At 43.9% G+C, this 18,883-nt stretch carries 14 protein-coding genes; 8 read left to right on the forward strand and 6 right to left on the reverse strand.

Annotated features, from left to right (window positions below):
* Positions 1 to 12: 12 nt before the first annotated feature.
* Both AWH66_RS10880 and AWH66_RS10885 read right to left on the reverse strand, forming a co-directional pair.
* Positions 13 to 909: a GGDEF domain-containing protein gene (locus AWH66_RS10880; RefSeq protein ID WP_063602986.1), complete on the reverse strand. Its 897-nt coding sequence runs from the start codon at positions 907 to 909 to the stop codon at positions 13 to 15.
* 193 nt (positions 910 to 1,102) lie between these two features.
* On the reverse strand, positions 1,103 to 1,498 hold the full coding sequence (locus AWH66_RS10885; RefSeq protein ID WP_006070279.1) for a MaoP family protein: 396 nt from the start codon (positions 1,496 to 1,498) through the stop codon (positions 1,103 to 1,105).
* Positions 1,499 to 1,767: 269 nt separating this feature from the next.
* Between AWH66_RS10885 and AWH66_RS10890 the strand changes: the two genes are divergently transcribed.
* The gene (locus AWH66_RS10890; RefSeq protein WP_063602987.1) at positions 1,768 to 3,141 is read left to right on the forward strand and encodes a DNA-3-methyladenine glycosylase 2 family protein; all 1,374 of its coding nucleotides are present in this window, start codon (positions 1,768 to 1,770) and stop codon (positions 3,139 to 3,141) included.
* Positions 3,138 to 3,614, forward strand: coding sequence for a methylated-DNA--[protein]-cysteine S-methyltransferase (locus AWH66_RS10895; RefSeq protein WP_063602988.1), 477 nt, complete (start codon positions 3,138 to 3,140; stop codon positions 3,612 to 3,614). The genes AWH66_RS10890 and AWH66_RS10895 overlap by 4 nt, the downstream gene beginning before the upstream one ends.
* 423 nt (positions 3,615 to 4,037) lie before the next feature.
* Here the strand turns inward: AWH66_RS10895 and AWH66_RS10900 are convergent, their stop codons facing one another.
* A complete protein-coding gene (locus AWH66_RS10900) occupies positions 4,038 to 5,585 on the reverse strand; it encodes a DUF3612 domain-containing protein (RefSeq protein WP_081411533.1) in 1,548 nt (515 codons plus the stop codon).
* Between the two features lie 155 nt (positions 5,586 to 5,740).
* Between AWH66_RS10900 and AWH66_RS10905 the strand changes: the two genes are divergently transcribed.
* The 3 genes from AWH66_RS10905 to AWH66_RS10915 all read left to right on the forward strand — a co-directional run bounded on the left by AWH66_RS10905 (position 5,741) and on the right by AWH66_RS10915 (position 12,327).
* Positions 5,741 to 6,313 (forward strand): aldolase/citrate lyase/malate synthase family protein, encoded by a 573-nt coding sequence (locus AWH66_RS10905; protein WP_063602989.1) that lies wholly within the window; start codon positions 5,741 to 5,743, stop codon positions 6,311 to 6,313.
* Positions 6,314 to 6,473: 160 nt separating this feature from the next.
* Complete coding sequence (locus tag AWH66_RS10910; protein WP_063603691.1) at positions 6,474 to 9,377, forward strand: HD domain-containing phosphohydrolase; 2,904 nt, start codon at positions 6,474 to 6,476, stop codon at positions 9,375 to 9,377.
* Between the two features lie 55 nt (positions 9,378 to 9,432).
* Positions 9,433 to 12,327 (forward strand): HD domain-containing phosphohydrolase, encoded by a 2,895-nt coding sequence (locus AWH66_RS10915; protein WP_063602990.1) that lies wholly within the window; start codon positions 9,433 to 9,435, stop codon positions 12,325 to 12,327.
* A gap of 74 nt (positions 12,328 to 12,401) precedes the next feature.
* Here AWH66_RS10915 and AWH66_RS10920 read toward each other — a convergent pair whose 3' ends face one another.
* Positions 12,402 to 13,424 carry a GGDEF domain-containing protein gene (locus AWH66_RS10920; protein WP_063602991.1) on the reverse strand — a complete coding sequence of 341 codons (1,023 nt, stop codon included), beginning with the start codon at positions 13,422 to 13,424 and terminating at the stop codon, positions 12,402 to 12,404.
* A gap of 230 nt (positions 13,425 to 13,654) precedes the next feature.
* Positions 13,655 to 14,905, reverse strand: a complete 1,251-nt coding sequence (locus AWH66_RS10925; RefSeq protein ID WP_063602992.1) for an NADH:ubiquinone reductase (Na(+)-transporting) subunit B — start codon at positions 14,903 to 14,905, stop codon at positions 13,655 to 13,657.
* A 143-nt stretch (positions 14,906 to 15,048) separates the two neighbouring features.
* On the opposite strand from AWH66_RS10925, the gene AWH66_RS10930 reads away from it, so the two are divergent.
* The 3 genes from AWH66_RS10930 to AWH66_RS10940 are packed head-to-tail and all read left to right on the forward strand — an operon-like array spanning position 15,049 to position 18,684.
* On the forward strand, positions 15,049 to 16,389 hold the full coding sequence (locus AWH66_RS10930) for a DASH family cryptochrome (protein ID WP_063602993.1): 1,341 nt from the start codon (positions 15,049 to 15,051) through the stop codon (positions 16,387 to 16,389).
* Positions 16,390 to 16,400: 11 nt separating this feature from the next.
* The gene (locus AWH66_RS10935) at positions 16,401 to 17,951 is read left to right on the forward strand and encodes a cryptochrome/photolyase family protein (protein WP_063602994.1); all 1,551 of its coding nucleotides are present in this window, start codon (positions 16,401 to 16,403) and stop codon (positions 17,949 to 17,951) included.
* A 16-nt stretch (positions 17,952 to 17,967) separates the two neighbouring features.
* Complete coding sequence (locus AWH66_RS10940; RefSeq protein ID WP_063603692.1) at positions 17,968 to 18,684, forward strand: SDR family NAD(P)-dependent oxidoreductase; 717 nt, start codon at positions 17,968 to 17,970, stop codon at positions 18,682 to 18,684.
* 5 nt (positions 18,685 to 18,689) lie between these two features.
* On the opposite strand, the gene AWH66_RS25415 is transcribed toward AWH66_RS10940, so the two are convergent.
* Positions 18,690 to 18,848, reverse strand: coding sequence for a DUF2256 domain-containing protein (locus tag AWH66_RS25415; protein WP_083400021.1), 159 nt, complete (start codon positions 18,846 to 18,848; stop codon positions 18,690 to 18,692).
* Positions 18,849 to 18,883 lie beyond the last annotated feature (35 nt).

An 18,883-nucleotide genomic window follows, 5' to 3' on the forward strand; every position in this document is an offset into this window, starting at 1 on the left:
TGTTCTGATCGGCTAACTTAATACCATACTTTGATTTCTACCTCGGCTCTTTGCAATGTACAACGCGTCATCCGCTCTTGAAAAAATATGATTGTTTTGCTCTTGATAGCGAGCTTGGGTTATGCCAACGCTCAATGTTATCGAAAAGGTCTGCTGTTCATAGTGGAAAGGAGTATCGGCTATGGTACAGCGAATGCGTTCCGCAATCTCGTAAGCCGTGTGCTCTTCAATATCAGGTAGAAGCAGTGCGAACTCTTCGCCACCTACTCGGGCGAAAGTATCATCAGGCCGAATGATATCTTGTATTCGAGCAACCACTTCTTTTAGCGTGTTATCCCCAGCTAGGTGTCCATAGGTATCGTTGACCTTTTTGAAGTAATCAATATCCATCAACAATAAACAGTGTGGGGTCGTGCTTTTAGTTATGGTTGCTAATGTGGAGAAAAAATAGCGGCGATTAGCTATTTGTGTGAGTGGATCGGATTCACTCTGTTTACGGAGCTTTAGTTCAAGGCGATGGCGCTTCGATATGTTTCGAGTGAGCCAACAAACTACCCTTTGGTTTTTACAGGTAAAAGAAAGCGGAAAGATCTTGCCCTCAAACCTTAATGTGCCTGCTGGACCCGATTTGGGGTCAATGCCGTTAAGATCTTCAACGCATAGATCATATTCGACAGTCATGACCTGATTATTATCGAGTGATGTGATGATTTGACTGATATACCAGTCGGCTTGCTCGGAAGGCATTACCGAGTGCAGAGTTTGCCCAATCAGTACACTGCCGTCATGATACGACTGAGTATCAGTCCCGCCAAGAAAATCAACATATTCTCCTTCTTCACTTATTATGAAGACAGGGTCAGGTAAACAAGAAAGCACCTCATATACTTCGTCTAATTCAGTAAGCATGCTCTTCCACGAATATTTTTATAATTTACTTTATTAACAATAGAGTATATAAGCAAAAAATAAATAACAAAGGTGATAGAAAAAGCTGAGGTTGAGATCGAGAAATAGGTTTAAAAGCTATATGTGACAGCTAGTTGTATAAGCTATCACATATATTTACGACAAGCTGGAGAGCCTTGGTTTCCCTGTAAAACTAGTTGTCAGAATCTATATTCTCATCAGTTATGTCATCACTGAGCACATCTGAATCGTCATAGTCCACATCTTCATTGATTGTCTCTGGCTCAGGTTTCTTACCATTTAATGCATGAAACCTTTTCCTATCGCGTGCAAGGTGTATGTATTTCAACCATGTTTTTTCTAGTTTGCTCTCTGCATGACTTTCGTCTTGGAGCACTTCTAGAAAGTGTTTTTCTGAATCCGATTCCGGAGATAGCTCGCCACTTTCTAGCAAACTCATCGTATCTCCAAAGCGAATCAAGATATCTTCTTCAGCTAAAGTAAAATCGCCAGATTTAGCAAATCCACGTCGAAACCGCTTGTTATCGTAAAAAGGTCTCTTTCCAAGACGAAAATCTACATTTGACATAGCCACCCTCATAAAATGACGTTAATCATCGAATTCAGCCTCAGTATAGACAGAGGATGTAAGGTTTTTGAAATTCTACCCATCGATTTTTTCAACGTTTTTTGGTTTGTTCATTAACTCATTGGTTAGACGCTACTTTTACTTGGTTTTTTTAATATTGTGTGATGGTTTGATGAAGATTTCATGTCGCCCTTGAGTTCCGAAAGTGGCTAGTAAGATGCAAAATGTGCGTTACACTGGCGATAGAGTAGGCAAGGTTAGAGGCAGGTATGGAGTCACTTAGTAGAGAGCAATGTTCTGTTGCCCGATTCTCAAGGGATCCAAGGTTTGATGGCGTATTTTTTGTGGCAGTGAAGACAACGGGCATTTTTTGCCGCCCTATTTGTCCAGCAAACTTGCCACGAGAGGAGAATGTTGAGTATTTCTCTACGGCGCCTGTAGCGTTGCAGGCAGGATATCGACCTTGTTTGCGCTGTCGTCCGGATAGTGCGCCTAATTCGTGGGCCTGGCTTGGTAAAGAAACCAGTTTTCGACGAGCATTAAGTTTGATCGAGCAGGGGGCGTTACAGCACTCCAATTTGGAAACGTTGTCAGATAGGCTCGGCGTTACCAGTCGATACTTAAGACAACTATTTCAAAACCACCTGGGTATGTCACCCAAGGTGTATGCTCAATATCATCAATTAATGTTTGCCAAACAACTGCTTCACAACAGTTCACTATCAATAACTGATGTTGGTTTTGCCAGCGGTTTTAATAGTACTCGACGATTCAATGATGCCTTTAAGAAGTATCTTAAATTGACGCCTTCAGAAATGAGGCGTCACCATGCAAGGCAAGATGACAGCGGTCGCAATGTGATTCATTTAGCTTACCGAGGTCAATATCACTGGGAGTCGTTACTCGATTTTTATCGTTTAAGAGCAATAGAAGGCGTAGAAGAAGTGACGCAATACAGCTACGCTCGTTATGTGGAGATTGATGGTAGTTTAGCTTGGTTCAAGTTACACGCTGATGTGGAGGGCAAGCAAACAATCAAAGTGGAATTTGAATTGGAAGATGTCACAAAACTGTCTTGGTTGATGAGCAATATAAAAAGAGTCTTCGATTTAAACACCGATGTGGCTTTGATTGAAGAGTTGCTATCGAAGTACGACGACCAATTAGTTATTAAATCAGGGCTGCGGCTTCCTGGTGTGTGGTCGACTTGGGAAGCGGGTGTTCGAGCTGTAGTTGGGCAGCAGGTTTCGGTAAAAGCAGCTATAGGGCAGCTTAACTTGCTGACTGACACTTTGGATCATACGGTATCTGGGCAGCGAGTTTTTCCTAGTGCGGATATCGTCGCCCGTTCCGACCTTAGTTTTCTTAAAATGCCAAACAGTCGAAAAGAGACATTAGCCCGGTTGGCTCATCATATTACCAATTCGCCCGAGGACACACCAAATAACTGGCTGGCTCTAAAAGGCATAGGTCCATGGACCATTAGTTATGCAAAGATGAGGGGAGCCTCCGAGCCCAACTTGTTTCTTGATACAGATTTGATCGTTAAAAAATACCTTGCTGAGCATCCACAATTGAACGCTGCGAATGTGTCACCTTGGGGAAGCTACGCTACATTACATTGTTGGAGTCATTTTTCATGAACTACTACCTAATAACACCAAGCCCACTTGGGGATGTCACTATTCAAGCGAACGATGATGGTCTGCTAGGGCTTTGGTTTGAAGAGCATACTACATTGCCCGATGTTCTGGGCTCACTAGCTCCCGAGCATCCAATTTTGGCTGAAGCTTCTAAACAGCTCTCTTGTTACTTTGAAGGCAAGGTACAGTCATTTGATCTCCCCTTAGCAGCTGAAGGAACTGATTTTCAAAAGCTTGTTTGGCGAGCATTGTGTGATATCCCTTTCGGAGAGTCGATAAGTTACCAAGAGTTAGCGAATCGAATCGGCAAACCTAAAGCCGTAAGAGCCGTTGGAGCTGCAAATGGAAAAAACCCCATCTCAGTTATCGTTCCTTGTCATCGCGTAATTGGGAAAAGTGGTACATTGACAGGCTATGCTGGCGGAGTTGAACGAAAAAGAAAGCTGCTGGAGCTTGAAGGAATTAAGCTCTAACACAACAGAGAACCTAAAATGTTGGAGCATTGTAGGGTATTTAGTCTGTTATCTATTGGTGCTGTTTTATAAATATCAGGTTGCTTAGATACTGATTTCATATTGCTATGGTTTTTTTATTGCGTTTTTGCAAATATAGAGAAGGACTAATTGCAAAATGCATCTGTTTTTGCAAAATGAAAATACTATATGAGTATGGTTTACATGAAATCGATACTTATCTGACCAGAATTATCTGAAAACAACGATTTAAAAAGTTGGCACGCTTGATGCATTATTTAGAACGACCCTTTTTAAGCCGAGGGTCACCTAGCCAACTGACGTTGTTAGTGAACCTCTATTGTTCACACTTGTATATAGCCAGTCACACTATTTGGTGGCTGGCTTTTTTTGTTTCTAGGCTAAGAGCTAAATCACTAAGGCTTACACAATATCGCCTAGTTCAACTCCCTTACTTTCAGCACAACCTTCATAACAGCTTGGTTTTCTCGGACATGCTGCTCCTCTCGAACAAATTAACCGTGCATCGCCTTCAATACCTCGTTCAACCCAATTGATATTGAGGATTTTAGCCACTGTTTGCAGATCCTTTTTGATAGAACGAGGAATGCTGACACTGCCACCCCCTTCGACACATGATCGTTTTAGTTCACTAGCTATCTCCAATGCGTTGCCGCCTTGAGCATCTATCGCAGGATTTAGATCAATACCCGCGCAGAGTACTCGATTATTTCCAGCCGGGTCGGTCATGTTGATGGATTCACAGCAATAAATACGAGGTTCATCACCCACATTAAGAATAGAGATTTGTGCAGAAGAGCCGTTTTGAGGTTCAGATAAGCGCCTAAATACCGCCCAGTGTTGACACGGGTCGTTCACCATCCGCATGTTTCCCCATGGCAGCGGAATACCGTTTCCTCGGTAGACGGCTTTGAGCTTTCCAGGCCCGTAGGCGTCGAAATAGTGCCAATGTGGATAGGGAGATACCACGGTCATACGACGCATGGCGACAGACGGAGATACGCCTGCACGTTTGTGAACATCGATTTCATAACCACTTCTGTCTAGTAGTTGCCTAAATGGGACTTTAGGGCAAAGTAGGGCACCGGCGAAAAAGCTGGACTCAAAATCTCGCCATGCTTGCAAAATATCTTGTGAGTTCAAAGCAGATGTTGACTGGTTTGCTGCAGAGTCTTCCCAGCTATTGTGGTGACCGACACTGAGGACGCTCTTCAGCCCTTCTTCACTGTGCAGAATTCGGTGTCCGATATAAACTGCGAGATCATATTTAAGCCTTGTTGGGTATGCTTTGAGTATTTCGTTGAGGTAGATGGTACCCGGAGGCTCAAAAAACGAGGTAACGAGTTGCTTGGCGTTAATTCCTAACTCATCCACCACATCTTTTGGTGTTCGATTGACCCATTGAACTCTTAAACCTAAATCGCCAGCAATATCGATCAAATCTTCTACAGATAGGTTTAAGCGCTTCAGTCCCACTTCTTCAGCTGCTCGTTCCAGATCAGGAAAGTGGTTTTGCAGACTTTCTTGGTGAGCGCGGATTAAAAGATGTGCGAATTGTCTTCCGGTGATTCCGGTTTGCGACAGCATTTCCGGAATGGCAATTTGCAGTATGTCGTTTGAAAACAAAAAGCTTGGCTCTAAAGCCATGCCACTGATGCCTCCGCGATTACCTTTAACCGGGGTAATTTCTTCCTGCTCAGGCTCATTATCTAAGAACCAAGCCGGATCTTTCTGGAAAACTTCGGCGATAACTTCAAGCATATCGATACTTGGGACGCGTTTTCCTCGCTCAATCATCGATAAATACGAGACGGAAGGAGCGTACTCTGGGTTGATGCGAATACAACGCGCAGAGAGGTCTTCCATTGTTAAATGGTTACGTTTTCTAAGGTTTCTTACCTTAGTGCCCAAAAAATGGGACTGACGGATTAGACTTTTTGACAGAGGCATTTTGTAAAATTCACATTGTAAAATTTTTGTTGTGAAATTGTAGTCAAAAACAAGCTAGTCTACAAAGTATACAAATCACAAAACGAATATAAATTTAAACACTTGTTTAGGATATTTGCTCTAAATAGAACAAAAGGCCGTATGAGGGAAAGACTATGAACATGCTGACATTCGATAAAACAGAACTACATAAAAACCACTCAACGTTTATCGCAGAAGCTGTCTTTGCCGTGGAAATGGTGAAAGCCGATGAGCAAATAGAGAAACAAAAGATGGCGAAACAACTGCTTGATACTTTGTTTCCACTAGAGAATGGCTCACACGAAGAAGTAGTGAGTTACGAAATCGACTATCGTCACGTGCAAGCTTATTTTAAAAATGGTGAGCATACGGGGTTAAAGCGTGCAAAACACTTTGTGGCTTATGCGGGGGATAAATGTTCTCCTGAAGCGATTTTATTCCGTGATGAGAGCGGAACGCACGTAGAAGTGATGATGGGCAAGCGTAAAGGAACGGGTAATCTAGAGCTTGTGGAAATCGAAGATATTCAATTAGAGACTTGTACTACCTTTGGTAAAACGGACAAGTGTCATGCTGCAGGTATTCGACATTGGGTCAGTCTCGTAAAAGGAGATGAGAAAGGACGTCCTAGAGCAAGCAGTGAAGATAAAGAGTTCACTGCGAAGAACGGCGATGATTACAACCTAGGTTTCAGCTTCGCATTTTAATAATCGCTAGCACTTTTAATTAAATACCTATTTTCCTTTGGTAGTGTGGCCCCGCTTGTATGAGTGGGGCTTTTTTTGGATTAATATGTCATCGTTTGACTTCTCGAGCACTATTATCTCGACTAGTCTTACACTGTGCCAATTCAAAGCGTTATCAACTATGCCTAGCAACGAAAAAAACAACAATAAGTTTTCTTTACCTCTCCATCTACACATTTCCACTATTTTTGTAGTCTTGGTGTTGGTCATCTGTGGGGTGCAGATATGGATTACGCAGACCAGTTTGACTAAAGTACTGCTTAATGCGAATGAAAATTTGTTTGAACGTATAGCTGGTGAAACTAGAAGTAAGATGTCATTTCATTTTGGTCCAGCTTTTAACATTGTTGATGCTTATTCCGCTGGCGAATTAGTTCGTGAGGTGAACCCAGACCTCCGTTTTAGCTTTGTCCCTGAACTTGCTGCACAGCTTCGCGCAAATAAACATATTTTCTCACTCAAAGCTGCTTTTCCTGACGGTGAATGGCTAGCGGTTGTCAGGTTGGCAGATGATAGAATGAGAGCGCATTTGGGCATTGGTCCAAACGCAGAATATGCGGCGCTTAATTATGATGTCGTAACCAATCTACTTTCCATACGAACGTACAGTGCGCATTTAGGTCTATTAAAGTCCCAAACAAGGGAGAATTTCATGCATGACCCTCGCTCCATGCGTTGGTATCGCAGTTCATCATCAGTAACTGCTCAGGTATCAAAACCGTACTTCATGTCAATTTTGTCTAGAACAGGTGTCACAATTCACAGAAGGGCCGCGAATGGTACGGTATTTGGCGCTGATATCTTGCTTGATCAGGTGTCTCAAGTCTTACGTGACAGTGATGAGAACCGAGATGCTATGCGCGTTCTCTATGACGATGAATTCAATGTCTACGCTTATAGTCAGCCGGAATTATTTGAAGTAAGGGATGCCCTGAGGCAGTCAACGCCACTAAAGTTGGGAGAGATTAGCCACCCTTTGATTTCTAATACATCAAGTGTCGTGGAGTTTGGAACTGAAGCGAAGGAGATTAACTATCAAGGAGAAAAATGGGTTGTTAAAGTTGATAAGCTTCGAGGGACCCGTGATCAGCTTTTTAACTTAGTGATGGCAGTAAAGTCAGAGCAGCTCTTAAAAGATGCCAATATTGTGGCGAAACGTTCGCTAATAGGTTCATTTATCGCGTTGCTAATCGCATTGCCTTGTATCTACTATCTTTCTCAGTGGCTCGCTCGGCCAATTCGCCAGGCCACTCAGAAAGCACGAGCTATACAACATTTTAACTTTGACGATGATAATCAGGAGCATTCTCGAGTCACTGAAATCAAAGCTATGTCGGATTCATTGACGGTGATGCAGTCGACGATAAAGCGTTTTCTATCATTGACTAACTCAATGGCAAAAGAGAATGATCTGGAACGAATACTTGAGTTAGTTTGTGTCGAAACCGCAGATGCAACGAGCGCGAACAGCACGTATTTGTACTTATTGAGTAAAGATGAGAAGTATCTCGACCCTAAGTTTATTAAGCTCAGAACCAAAGGCGTCATTGATGTTACAACACAGCAGCGGCTTCCTCTTGATGAACCTAGGTTGGCTGAAGATGTTGAGGTGTTTTTTAATCAGAAACAGCCTATTTACTCTAAGTACTACGAGGCCAGACCTTTTGTCATTAAGGAAAATGAAACCGACAACTTGTTATTTATCCCCTTGATGGACCGTAGCAAAAAAGTAATTGGTGGTTTGGGCTTAGGATTTGATGAAGAACATGAGTCTCAAGTATTAATGGACAATAAAGAGTATCTAGAGACTTTGGCAGCGTATGCCTCTGTTACCATTGAAACTCAAACCATGTTGGCTGATCAAAGAGCGCTATTGGACTCTTTTATTCAAGTGATGGCAGGAGCTATTGATACCAAATCGCCTTATACCGGTAACCATTGCCAGCGTGTTCCTGTGTTGACTGAAATGCTGACTCAAGCCGCTCAGGACTCCACTCAAGGCGCTTTCGCTGATTTTTCAATGAACAAAGAGCAGTGGGAAGAGCTGCATATTGCTTCTTGGCTACATGACTGCGGGAAAGTGACCACACCAGAGCATATTATCGATAAGTCCACCAAACTGGAGACCATCTACAATCGAATTCATGAAGTCAGGACTCGCTTTGAGGTACTAAAGCGCGACGCGGAACTTAACATTTATCGAGCTAAATCTAGTGGTCAGTTAGATAAACAGGACCTGGAAGCGATTCGCTTGGCTCAGGAAGAGTTAGATAAGGAATTTGCACTGATTGCCGAAATCAATCTGGGCTCTGAGTTTTTAGATGACGACAAAGTGACACGTTTAGAAACCATTGCTCAAAGAACATGGCAGAGCACGATTGACCCGAGATTAGGCCTTTCATGGGAGGAGCTCGCTCGTTACTCGGACAATTCGTTTGTTGAAGGTCAACGTGTTCCCTTGTTGGCAGATAATGAATCGCACTTGGTTGCATGGGAAAAAGAGCCTCTGCGGGAAGAACGTTTTGTTTTAAAGGCTGGTGAGCATCAAAATAACCAAGGTGAGATGTACAACTTATCGATTCGCAAAGGCACGTTGAACCCAGAAGAGCGCTACATCATAAACAGCCATATGATAGAGACACTCCGAATGCTAGAGAGCTTGCCATTCCCAAGACATATGAAAAACGTGCCCCTTTTAGCAGGCAGTCATCATGAGAAAGTTGACGGGACCGGGTATCCATTGGGTTTGAAGGTCAGCGAACTTCCGCTTCCTGCTCGAGCCATGGCGATCGCTGATGTTTTCGAGGCACTAACAAGCTGTGACCGACCATACAAGAAGGCCAAGATGCTTTCTGAAGCCATTAAGATCATGAGTTTTATGGTAAAGGACGGACATCTAGACCCAGCTTTGTTCAAACTGTTTTTAACGTCAGGCGTCTATCGTGATTATGCGCAGGCGCATATTGATGACAAGCAAATTGATGATGTGGATATTTCTCAGTATGTGGACCAGTTAAGCTACTAAAATCTGTGGCGTAACCTATTATTAATTATCATTTAATTAGTTTTAGGTACGTGAAATGGATTTCAAGAAGACGGGCAAAAGTTGGTTCCGTTACCCGCTGCACATACACATTTCGAGTTTGTTTATCATCATTGTGATGTTGGTGTGTGGTGTGCAGTTATGGCTTACGTATTCAAGCTTAAATAAAGTACTGGTTGACGCCAATGACCATCTATTTGATCGAATATCTGGTGAAGCGAGAGCCAATTTGCTTCACCATTATAGTCCTGCATTTTCAACCGTTACAGCGTTTTCCAAAGGGCAGTTGAGTCGTTTGTCGACACATGAAGAACGTCTGAGCTACGTCCCCGAAATCAGTTATTTATTATCCGCTAGCCCTTCTATTTTTTCCTATACGTTAACACTACCTAATGGTGACCATTTCAGTGTTTATCGAGTATTTGACCGTAAGATCCAAAAAGGCTTAGAGGTTTCTCCTGAAGCACGTTACGTGGTGTTTAGTTACTATGCTGAACAGCAACTTTTACACAGATACGAATACAATGAAGCACACGATTTAGTTAATTTCACCTCTCAGGAAAAATACCAAGTCGACTTAAGAGATCGAGAGTGGTTTGAAATAGCCAATCGCGAATCTGTAGCCATGTCGGCCCCCTACTATTTTCAAAAACTGGGGAAGATTGGTATCACGGTATCAAGACGCTCCGAGAGTGGTGTGGTGGTGGCCGCTGATATCACTTTGGATCAAATTTCTGAGGTGTTGGCTGAGACCATTAGCCGTAAGTCTTCATTTAGGGTGCTCTATGATGAAAGTGGGCGCTTGTATGCCTACAGCAACCCGAAACAAGTAATCATTCAAGAAGACGCCTTGGATAGTGCCACCATTCTTATTGAAGATATTGATAACCCGGTTGTTCACGAAGCCGTGCTGTTATTTGGCAATACGGTAGATACCGTACATGAGTTTTATGTCGACGGTGAAAAATGGATAGGTAAAGTCACCAAGTCGGTCAACAACTCAGGTCACGACTTGTATTTGATGATGGTGGTGAAATCCACAGAGTTGTTGGATAAGTCTCAAGTTATCGCCAAGCGATCGATTCTGACCTCACTGCTCGTCTTATTGATTGCTCTCCCTTTTGTGTATATTGCAGCACAGCGCGTTTCTGCACCGATTCGAAGGGCAACACTACGGGCACAGAAAATTGAGAGTTTTGACTTTTCTAAAAAGACACCGCAAAAGTCACATATCAAAGAGATTCATGACTTATCTCAAGCCCTGTTTGGTATGCAGCAGACGTTGTCTAGGTTCTTGCTATTGACCAATGCTATTGCAAGGCAAGACGAGTTGAAACCTTTGTTGGGTTTGGTGGCCAACGGAGCACTAGATGCGACCAGTGCGAAGCGTGCTTTGTTGTATCTAAGTGATGATGACAACGTGTTGATTCCGCACAGTGTGGTTTCAAAAACGGATGATAAGTTTGATCTCTCTCAACTGTCACCACTTGATGCAAAGAATCCAGATGTAGCGTATTTATTCGAATCTTTAAATGGCGTTCGACCAAAAGCGTTAGCGGTCGAACATCAGGACATCAAGCGTGCTATTCCGCAAATAGGAACTCAGGACGTATTCTTGTTTCTACCATTGTTAGATAGAGGTGGTCAGGTGTTAGGTGGCTTCGGTTTGATTATAGAGAGCGAACAGCTTGATACGTTGTCGACCACACGTTTGCCATTTATTGAATCATTAAGTGAATATGCTTCTGTTGCCATTGAGTCTCAGCAAATTCTTGCTAATCAAAAAGCGTTGCTTAACTCGTTTATTGAGGTGATGGCGGGAGCCATTGATACTAAATCTCCATACACGGGCAATCACTGTCAACGTGTTCCAGTACTAACAGAAATGTTGACCAAAGCCGCCGAGCAGTCTGAAGCTGAGCCATTTAAAGACTTTAAGCTGTCATCTGAAGAGTGGCAAGAGTTACAACTTGCAGCTTGGCTACATGACTGTGGCAAGGTGACGACGCCAGAACATGTGGTTGATAAAGCAGTGAAGCTAGAGACAATCTATAACCGCATTCACGAAATAAGAACACGATTCGAGGTGCTTAAACGTGATGCACATATCTTGATATTACAGCGGGCCCTAGGTGAACCATTATCGTTTGAATTACAACAAGAGCTTGACGCTAAATGGAAGCGTATTGATGACGATTTTGCCTTTATTGCCGCTACGAATGTAGGCGGTGAGTTTATGACGGATGATGCGGTGACACGTCTTCATTCTATAGCTCAGAGGCAATGGACTAAAACTATTGATGAAGGCCAAGGCTTGTCGTGGGAAGAGCGTCGACGTTATGAGCAAGCTGAAACAAAACTTGGTGAAAGTGAATCGGTATTGGCCGATCAACCTTATCACGCCATTCCATGGGCAGTTGAAGCAGAGCCTTCGACTCGATTTACGCTTAAAAAACCGATGTATCAGAATAACTTGGGAGAGCTGTATAACTTATCCATTCGCAAAGGCACGTTAAACGATGAGGAGCGTTATGTGATTAACAATCATATCGTTGAAACCATTAAAATGTTGGAGAGCCTGCCGTTCCCGAAAGGAATGCGCAATGTTCCTGCTATAGCTGGCGGTCATCATGAAAAAGTGGATGGAACTGGATACCCTATGGGGCTCAAAGCCGATGCAATGCCTCTTACTGCCAGAGTGATGGCGTTAGCCGATGTCTTTGAAGCGTTGACCAGTGCGGATAGACCTTATAAAGAACCCAAGACGTTATCAGAGTCGATTAAGATCATGTCTTTCATGGTCAAAGACCAACACCTGGATGCAGAGTTATTTAAGCTATTCTTGACGTCTGGGGTTTATCAAACATTTGCCATGGAGTTCTTAAACCCTGAACAGATTGATGAAGTAGATATAGAACAGTATTTATCCTGAAGTAATAACAAGGGCAGAGAGTGAATTAGCTGCCCTTGTTATTCTAATTTACGACTATGGTTTTTCCTGAGTTGTTAAAAAGGCATAACTCGGTTGCGGCCTGCTCGTTTGGCATCATAGAGCATCTTATCTGCACGATCGACCAGTGAGGTGTAGGTATCACCCGCTGTAAATTCAGCGACACCAAAGGAAGCGGTAATATTGCCGACCTTTGAACCATTTTTTCGATCTTTAATCGTCATTTTTTCAATGGCTAGGCGCAGTGCATCCGCCATTTGTCTTGCCACTCTTAAGGACTTATTAGGAATGATCAATGCAAATTCCTCTCCGCCAAAACGGTAGGCAGTTATCCCACCTCGACAAGCTTGTTTTAGACGTTGTGAAATGCCTTTTAAGATCGTATCACCAAAGAGGTGCCCGAATTCGTCATTGAATTTTTTAAAGTGGTCAATATCCAAAAAGATGAGGCTCATTGGCTGCTTAGCATCGCAGAACATGTTGAGATCGGCGTCAAACGCTCCGCGGTTATACAATGACGTCAAACTATCGAATAACGCATTGCATTGAACCTTAGCCAACTGTGATTTTAGGCGTGCTATCTCATCACTAGCGTTTTTTAATTGATTATGAATAAAGTCGGTTGAATGGCGAATGTCGTTTGCTTCGTCAACCAACTGTTGAATCAAAGGCATTACCTCATCAAGTGTCGGATCGCGCTGTGATTCTATTTGCGTGCTTAATCCGTCAAAACTCTGCTCAAGCACTTTGGAGAACTGTGATGTATCGGCGATGGCGTCCGTCATTGAACTCGAGACTTCAGTAACGAGGGCTTCCATATTGTGCTTGAGATCTTGCAAATTGACTTCGGCTTTGCCGGCAATATGGTCGCGATAAAGTAGATTGGTGTTTGCTGGCGGTAAAATGTCGAAATCTTTGAGAATAGCGTCAACTTCAGCGTTCAGTTCTGGAATGGTCTGATCGACGTAAGTATACCAAAGTGCATAATTGGCAGGCGTCGCGGGAACGTGGTGTTTTACCATCAATGGTACTGCTTTTTTTAAATTAGCCGCCGATTTCTGAAAATCGTTCTTTTTCATGATCTAACTATTGTCCTTGGCTCATTCTGATTGGCGAGGCTTGCACTTAATTTGAAGTCAGACTCTTCTGGTCCGATTATTTTTAATTATCCAACGAGTTCAGTAGTTTGTCACTTTAGAAAGTTCAGTTTTTGAAAACGGACTCAAATATTAACGTGATTTTGGTTCAATAATGGCGCTATTTATAAAATGCATTAAAATTAACGCCATTATTTATTGGTTGTGTAAATTTATAGCGCCGAAGTATTAATGCGTCTCTCTCGCCGTCTAACTACAGCCTCTTTCACGAAGTGGTCGAATAGCGGTGCGAATAAATTAGCAAATAAAATGGCGAGCATAATACCTTCGGGATAGGCTGGGTTGAGTACTCTGATACCGATAGTCATAACTCCGATCAGTAAACCATATGCCCATTTCCCTGTATCGGTAAAAGCAGCGGACACCGGGTCAGTTGCCATAAAGAAGGTACCAAAAGCGACACCACCAATGACGAAATGCCAATAAACAGGCATCGAAAACATAGGGTTAGATTCCGATCCAATAATATTCAGTAAAGTGGCGGTTACTGTGAGGCCAATTAAGACTCCTAGCACGATTCGCCAAGAGGCAATTCCGATTGCTATCAAGAAAATACCCGCCAACATAATCAGTAACGTTGATACTTCTCCCATAGACCCAGGTAAATTGCCAAAGAACGCATCCCACCACGTCAGTGACTGTCCGGTCAGGGTACTATATAGGGCACTCTCTCCGCCTTCATACCATTGGCTTAGCGGTGTAGCACCCGAATAACCATCTGCGGCGACCCATACGGCCCCTCCAGACATTTGAGCAGGGTAGGCGAAGTAAAGAAATGCTCGTCCAGCGAGAGCTGGATTTAGAAAATTGCGCCCTGTACCGCCGAAAACCTCCTTAGCGACCACAATACCAAAGGTTATCCCTAATGCTGCTTGCCAAAGCGGGATAGTTGGCGGGAGGATGAGAGCAAACAAGATGGAGCTAACAAAAAATCCTTCGTTGACTTCGTGCTTACGGACGATAGCAAACAGGACTTCCCAAAAGCCGCCCACAATAAATACGGTGAGGTAGACCGGTAAGAAGTAGCTGGCTCCAAACAACATTTTACTAGCCCAACCCACTTCAGTTAGGTCGTTGGCAGAGCTGAATGCCAAAGAAAGACGCCAGCTTTCGGCGATCATTTGATTGATCTCTTCTGGGGAATAGGTGACCGACAGCGCTGCGACAGTCTGGTTGCCAATATTAAACATTCCCCAGAACATAGCGGGGAATACAGCGATCCACACCATTATCATGATGCGTTTGAGGTCAATACTGTCCCGCAGATGTGTCTGTCCTCGAGTGACGTGCCCGGGCGTGTAAAACAACGTGGCGACTGCCTCATAAAGTGGATAGAAAGTTTGGTATTTGCCTCCAGCTTCAAAGTGAGGAGCGAGTTTATCGAGGTTTTTTTTCAATGACATCCCAAAGCCCTCCTTGAGGTGTTGTTTATAGCGTCAACAAAGTTTCTACGTGATGGAATCACAGAATGACCAACTCTCTTCTAAGCTATCAAGGGTGTTGCTGCGTATCAGATGTCAGGGTAAAGACGACGTTGGGAAATGGTATGTCAAAAAGAAGAGGAATTTATTGGTTCCACCATGATCTCCGGTTGCATGATAATAAGTTATTGCAAAAGGCCAGTGAGCAGGTCGACAGACTGCATTGCGTTTACTTTGATGAGCTGAAAACCATGTATGACAGACGCTTTCTGCCAGTAGAGATAGACGATTCAGCGAAGCGAGAGTTCAAGATGCAGGCGCTGGGTGAGCTGAACCAATCTCTGATGCAACTCGGGCAAGTACTACATCAAGTTTCAGTCACCAGCCTTGATGAGGCCGTGAGCCAGTTAGAACAGATGTTCGACTATTATTCGATTACTGACCTGTATGTAGCGAACAGTGCAAGCTGGTACATTGATTATGTGGTGACTAAAGCGCTCTTCAAGCGCACCGATATCGTCTTGCATCGTGATGATACCGAGTCCTTATTTCACCAAACGTTACTGCCTTTTGACTTAGAAGACTTGCCACACTCTTTCACTCGTTTTAAGAATAAAATGGAAAGCATTGTAGTGCCGTCCCCATCTCAAACCACGACCCAGCTCCCTCCTCCAATGAATAATCGAGATGGCCTCCCTGCCAACTATGGGTGCGAACCTTCTTCTCTGAAGCTCCATGACAGCGTTCGTGGAGGTGAACTAGCTGGTTTGGGGCACGTGCGAGACTACTTTGCTACTCAGGCAGCGCTTAGTTACAAATCCACACGCAACGAACTCGATAACTGGAGCAGCTCGACCAAATTTTCTCTCTGGTTAGCCAATGGTAATGTGTCGCCCAGAGCAGTGGTGAATCAATTACACCGTTTCGAGCAAAAGCATAGGAGTAACGAGTCCACCTACTGGATTCTGTTTGAACTACTCTGGCGCGAGTACTTTCATTGGTACAGTCATAAACATGGCGCCAAGCTTTTTTCGTTTGGTGGGATACAAGACAAGCGCCCCCTAACCACTTTTTATGCTTCAAGATTACGTCAGTGGGTCGAGGGTAACACGCCGTTTCCTATTGTGAATGCTTGTATGAACCAACTCCGTGAGACAGGCTACATGTCTAACCGAGGGAGGCAGTTGGTCGCGAGCTGTTTGGTGCACGAGCTGTCACTCGATTGGCGCTATGGTGCATGTTATTTCCAGCACATGCTTATTGATTATGATGTCGGGTCGAACTGGGGAAATTGGCAATATTTGGCGGGAGTAGGTGCTGACCCAAGAGGGAATAGAAAGTTTGATCTAGATAAACAGACCCAACTCTATGATCCTGAAAGTGTTTTCATCCGTAAGTGGAAAGGTGACCGGCCTAATTCTCGTTTGAACGCGGTGGATATGGCGGATTGGCCAATTCAGGACTGATAGGAGTGAAAATGGGATACAAAACGCTGAGACTCGTCTTAGGTGACCAATTGGATAGCCAACATTCATGGTTCTCTCAACTGGACAATGACGTCCTGTATCTAATCGCCGAACTAAAGCAAGAATCTGAATATGTGACGCATCATATTCAGAAGCAAGTGGCGTTCTTCCTATCGATGGAAAGTTTCGCGCAAAGCTTAACGCAGCAAGGGCATCACGTTCACTATCTCACTTTAGATGACACTTGTGGCTTTGACTCTTTAACGGAGCTGATTGTCTCAGTCGGTGAGCAACACAACATCGTTAGTTTTGAGTATCAAAGGCCAGACGAATATCGTCTGCTTGACCAGTTGTCCCACTTTTCTCACCCACAATTTTCGGTCACCGTGGTGGAGTCTGAACACTTTTTAATGCCTTTTTCAGAATTAGAAACCTATTTCGTTAGGGGGAAAGCACTAGTCATGGACCACTTTTATCGCAAGATGCGCAAGAAACATGGCATGTTGATGGAAAGTGAAACCAAACCGCTTGGCGGTAAGTGGAGTTATGATGCCAATAACCGCAACAAACTGAAAAAATCCGACATAGAAGCGCTACCCACACCGTTGCTGTTTGCGTCACCGACGAAAGAGACCGTTGCGCGGATAGAGCGTCACAAGCTAAGCTCGATAGGACGAATTGGTGATCAGCTCATTTGGCCTATCAACCGTTCTCAATCTCTCACTCTACTCGCACACTTTTGCCAAGTCTGTTTGCCCAATTTTGGTCATTTTCAAGATGCGATGACGGAACAGCATGAGAGTCAGTGGAGTCTGTACCATAGCCGCCTTTCTTTCTCGCTTAACTGTAAGATGCTTTCCCCTTTAGAGGTGCTGTATGCAGCCATTGAGCAGTATGCTCACTCTGATGGGCAGATCACGCTTGCACAGATTGAGGGTTTTGTCCGACAGATTCTCGGTTGGCGTGAGTATATTCGAGGCATGTATTGGAGCAATATGCCAGACTACTCGACGACCAATGCGTTAAGAGCCTCTAGGGCGCTACCTCAATATTTTTGGAACGGCGAGACAAAGATGAGTTGTATGAAGCGAGCCATCACTCAGTCTCTTGATTTCGCTTACGCTCATCATATTCAGCGTTTAATGGTGACTGGTAATTTCGCGTTGCTCACAGAGCTGGACCCCGACCAAGTAGAGCAATGGTATCTTGGTATTTATGTTGATGCGATTGAGTGGGTAGAAATGCCCAATACCCGAGGTATGGCTTTATACGCAGATGGAGGACTTATTGCGACCAAGCCTTATGGTTCCAGTGGTGGCTATATCAACAAAATGAGTGATTATTGTAGTGGGTGTTTTTATAACGTCAAAGAGCGTTCAGGCCGACAAGCTTGTCCCTTTAACGGCTTCTACTGGCGGTTTATGCATAAGCATCGTGAGTGGTTGAATAAGAACCCCCGTACGGCGATGATTTATCGGACTTGGGACAGGTTGGCTCCCGAAGTACAAGATGAACATCTTACAACGGCCGAAGCAAACATAGCTCGAATAGAACGCCTGTGAGGTGGAGATGCAGCCATTGAATGTTTTGATCGTTGGCGCTTCCGGAGGGATAGGGAGTGCGTTAAGCCAGCATATTCTGACTCACACCAATGCCAATGTCTTTGCTACTTATCGCAGTGCTCAGCTTAGAGTGCAGCATGCGCGATTGCGCTGGTATGCTTTGGATGTCACCGCAGAAAATGATTATGGCTCGCTAACGATGTCACTCAATGTCGAGGTTGACCATCTAGATTGGGTCATCAATTGTGTTGGTGCCTTGTCGATAAATGAGCAAACTCCCGAAAAGAATTTAAAGGCAGTTACCTCGAACAACCTGATGACCAGTATTCAAGTCAATACAATGCCTACTTTGCTGTTAGCAAAGCACGTTTTACCTTTTCTCAGACGCTCGGATGCACCCCGCTTTGCCACCATCTCCGCAAGAGTGGGTAGCATTGACGATAATGAGTTAGGTGGCTGGTACAGCTATCGATGCTCAAAAGCCGCGTTGAATATGGCGCTTAAGAACATAAGTATTGAATGGGGGCGCTTAATGAAACGTTCTTGCACGATAGCTTTACATCCAGGAACAACGGATACCGAACTTTCTTTGCCTTTTCAAGCAAACGTTCCTGAAAAACAGCTATTCGCGCCAGAAAAAACTGCAGGTTTACTGTTCCATGTTTTGGAAAATCTTCGTCCAGAAGACAACGGCCGATTCATTGCTTACGATGGCAGTGATATTGGCTGGTGACGATGTTAATGTTCTGGCGTTTTCTTAGTTCCGCGCGCCTTACTTGCGCATCGCTTTGAGCAATATCGAACTTGTTCCCAACAGCGTTGCCACTTTTTTCGCCAGGTGAAAGGCCTTTCACAACAAATGCAGATTTTACTCGGTAGGCGGGCTTTTCGGTGCATATTAACCACTTTTCGACTCTTTTTGTTAATTACGA

This window comes from Vibrio barjaei (genome assembly GCF_001639065.2).
Classification (GTDB): Bacteria; Pseudomonadota; Gammaproteobacteria; order Enterobacterales; family Vibrionaceae; genus Vibrio; species Vibrio barjaei.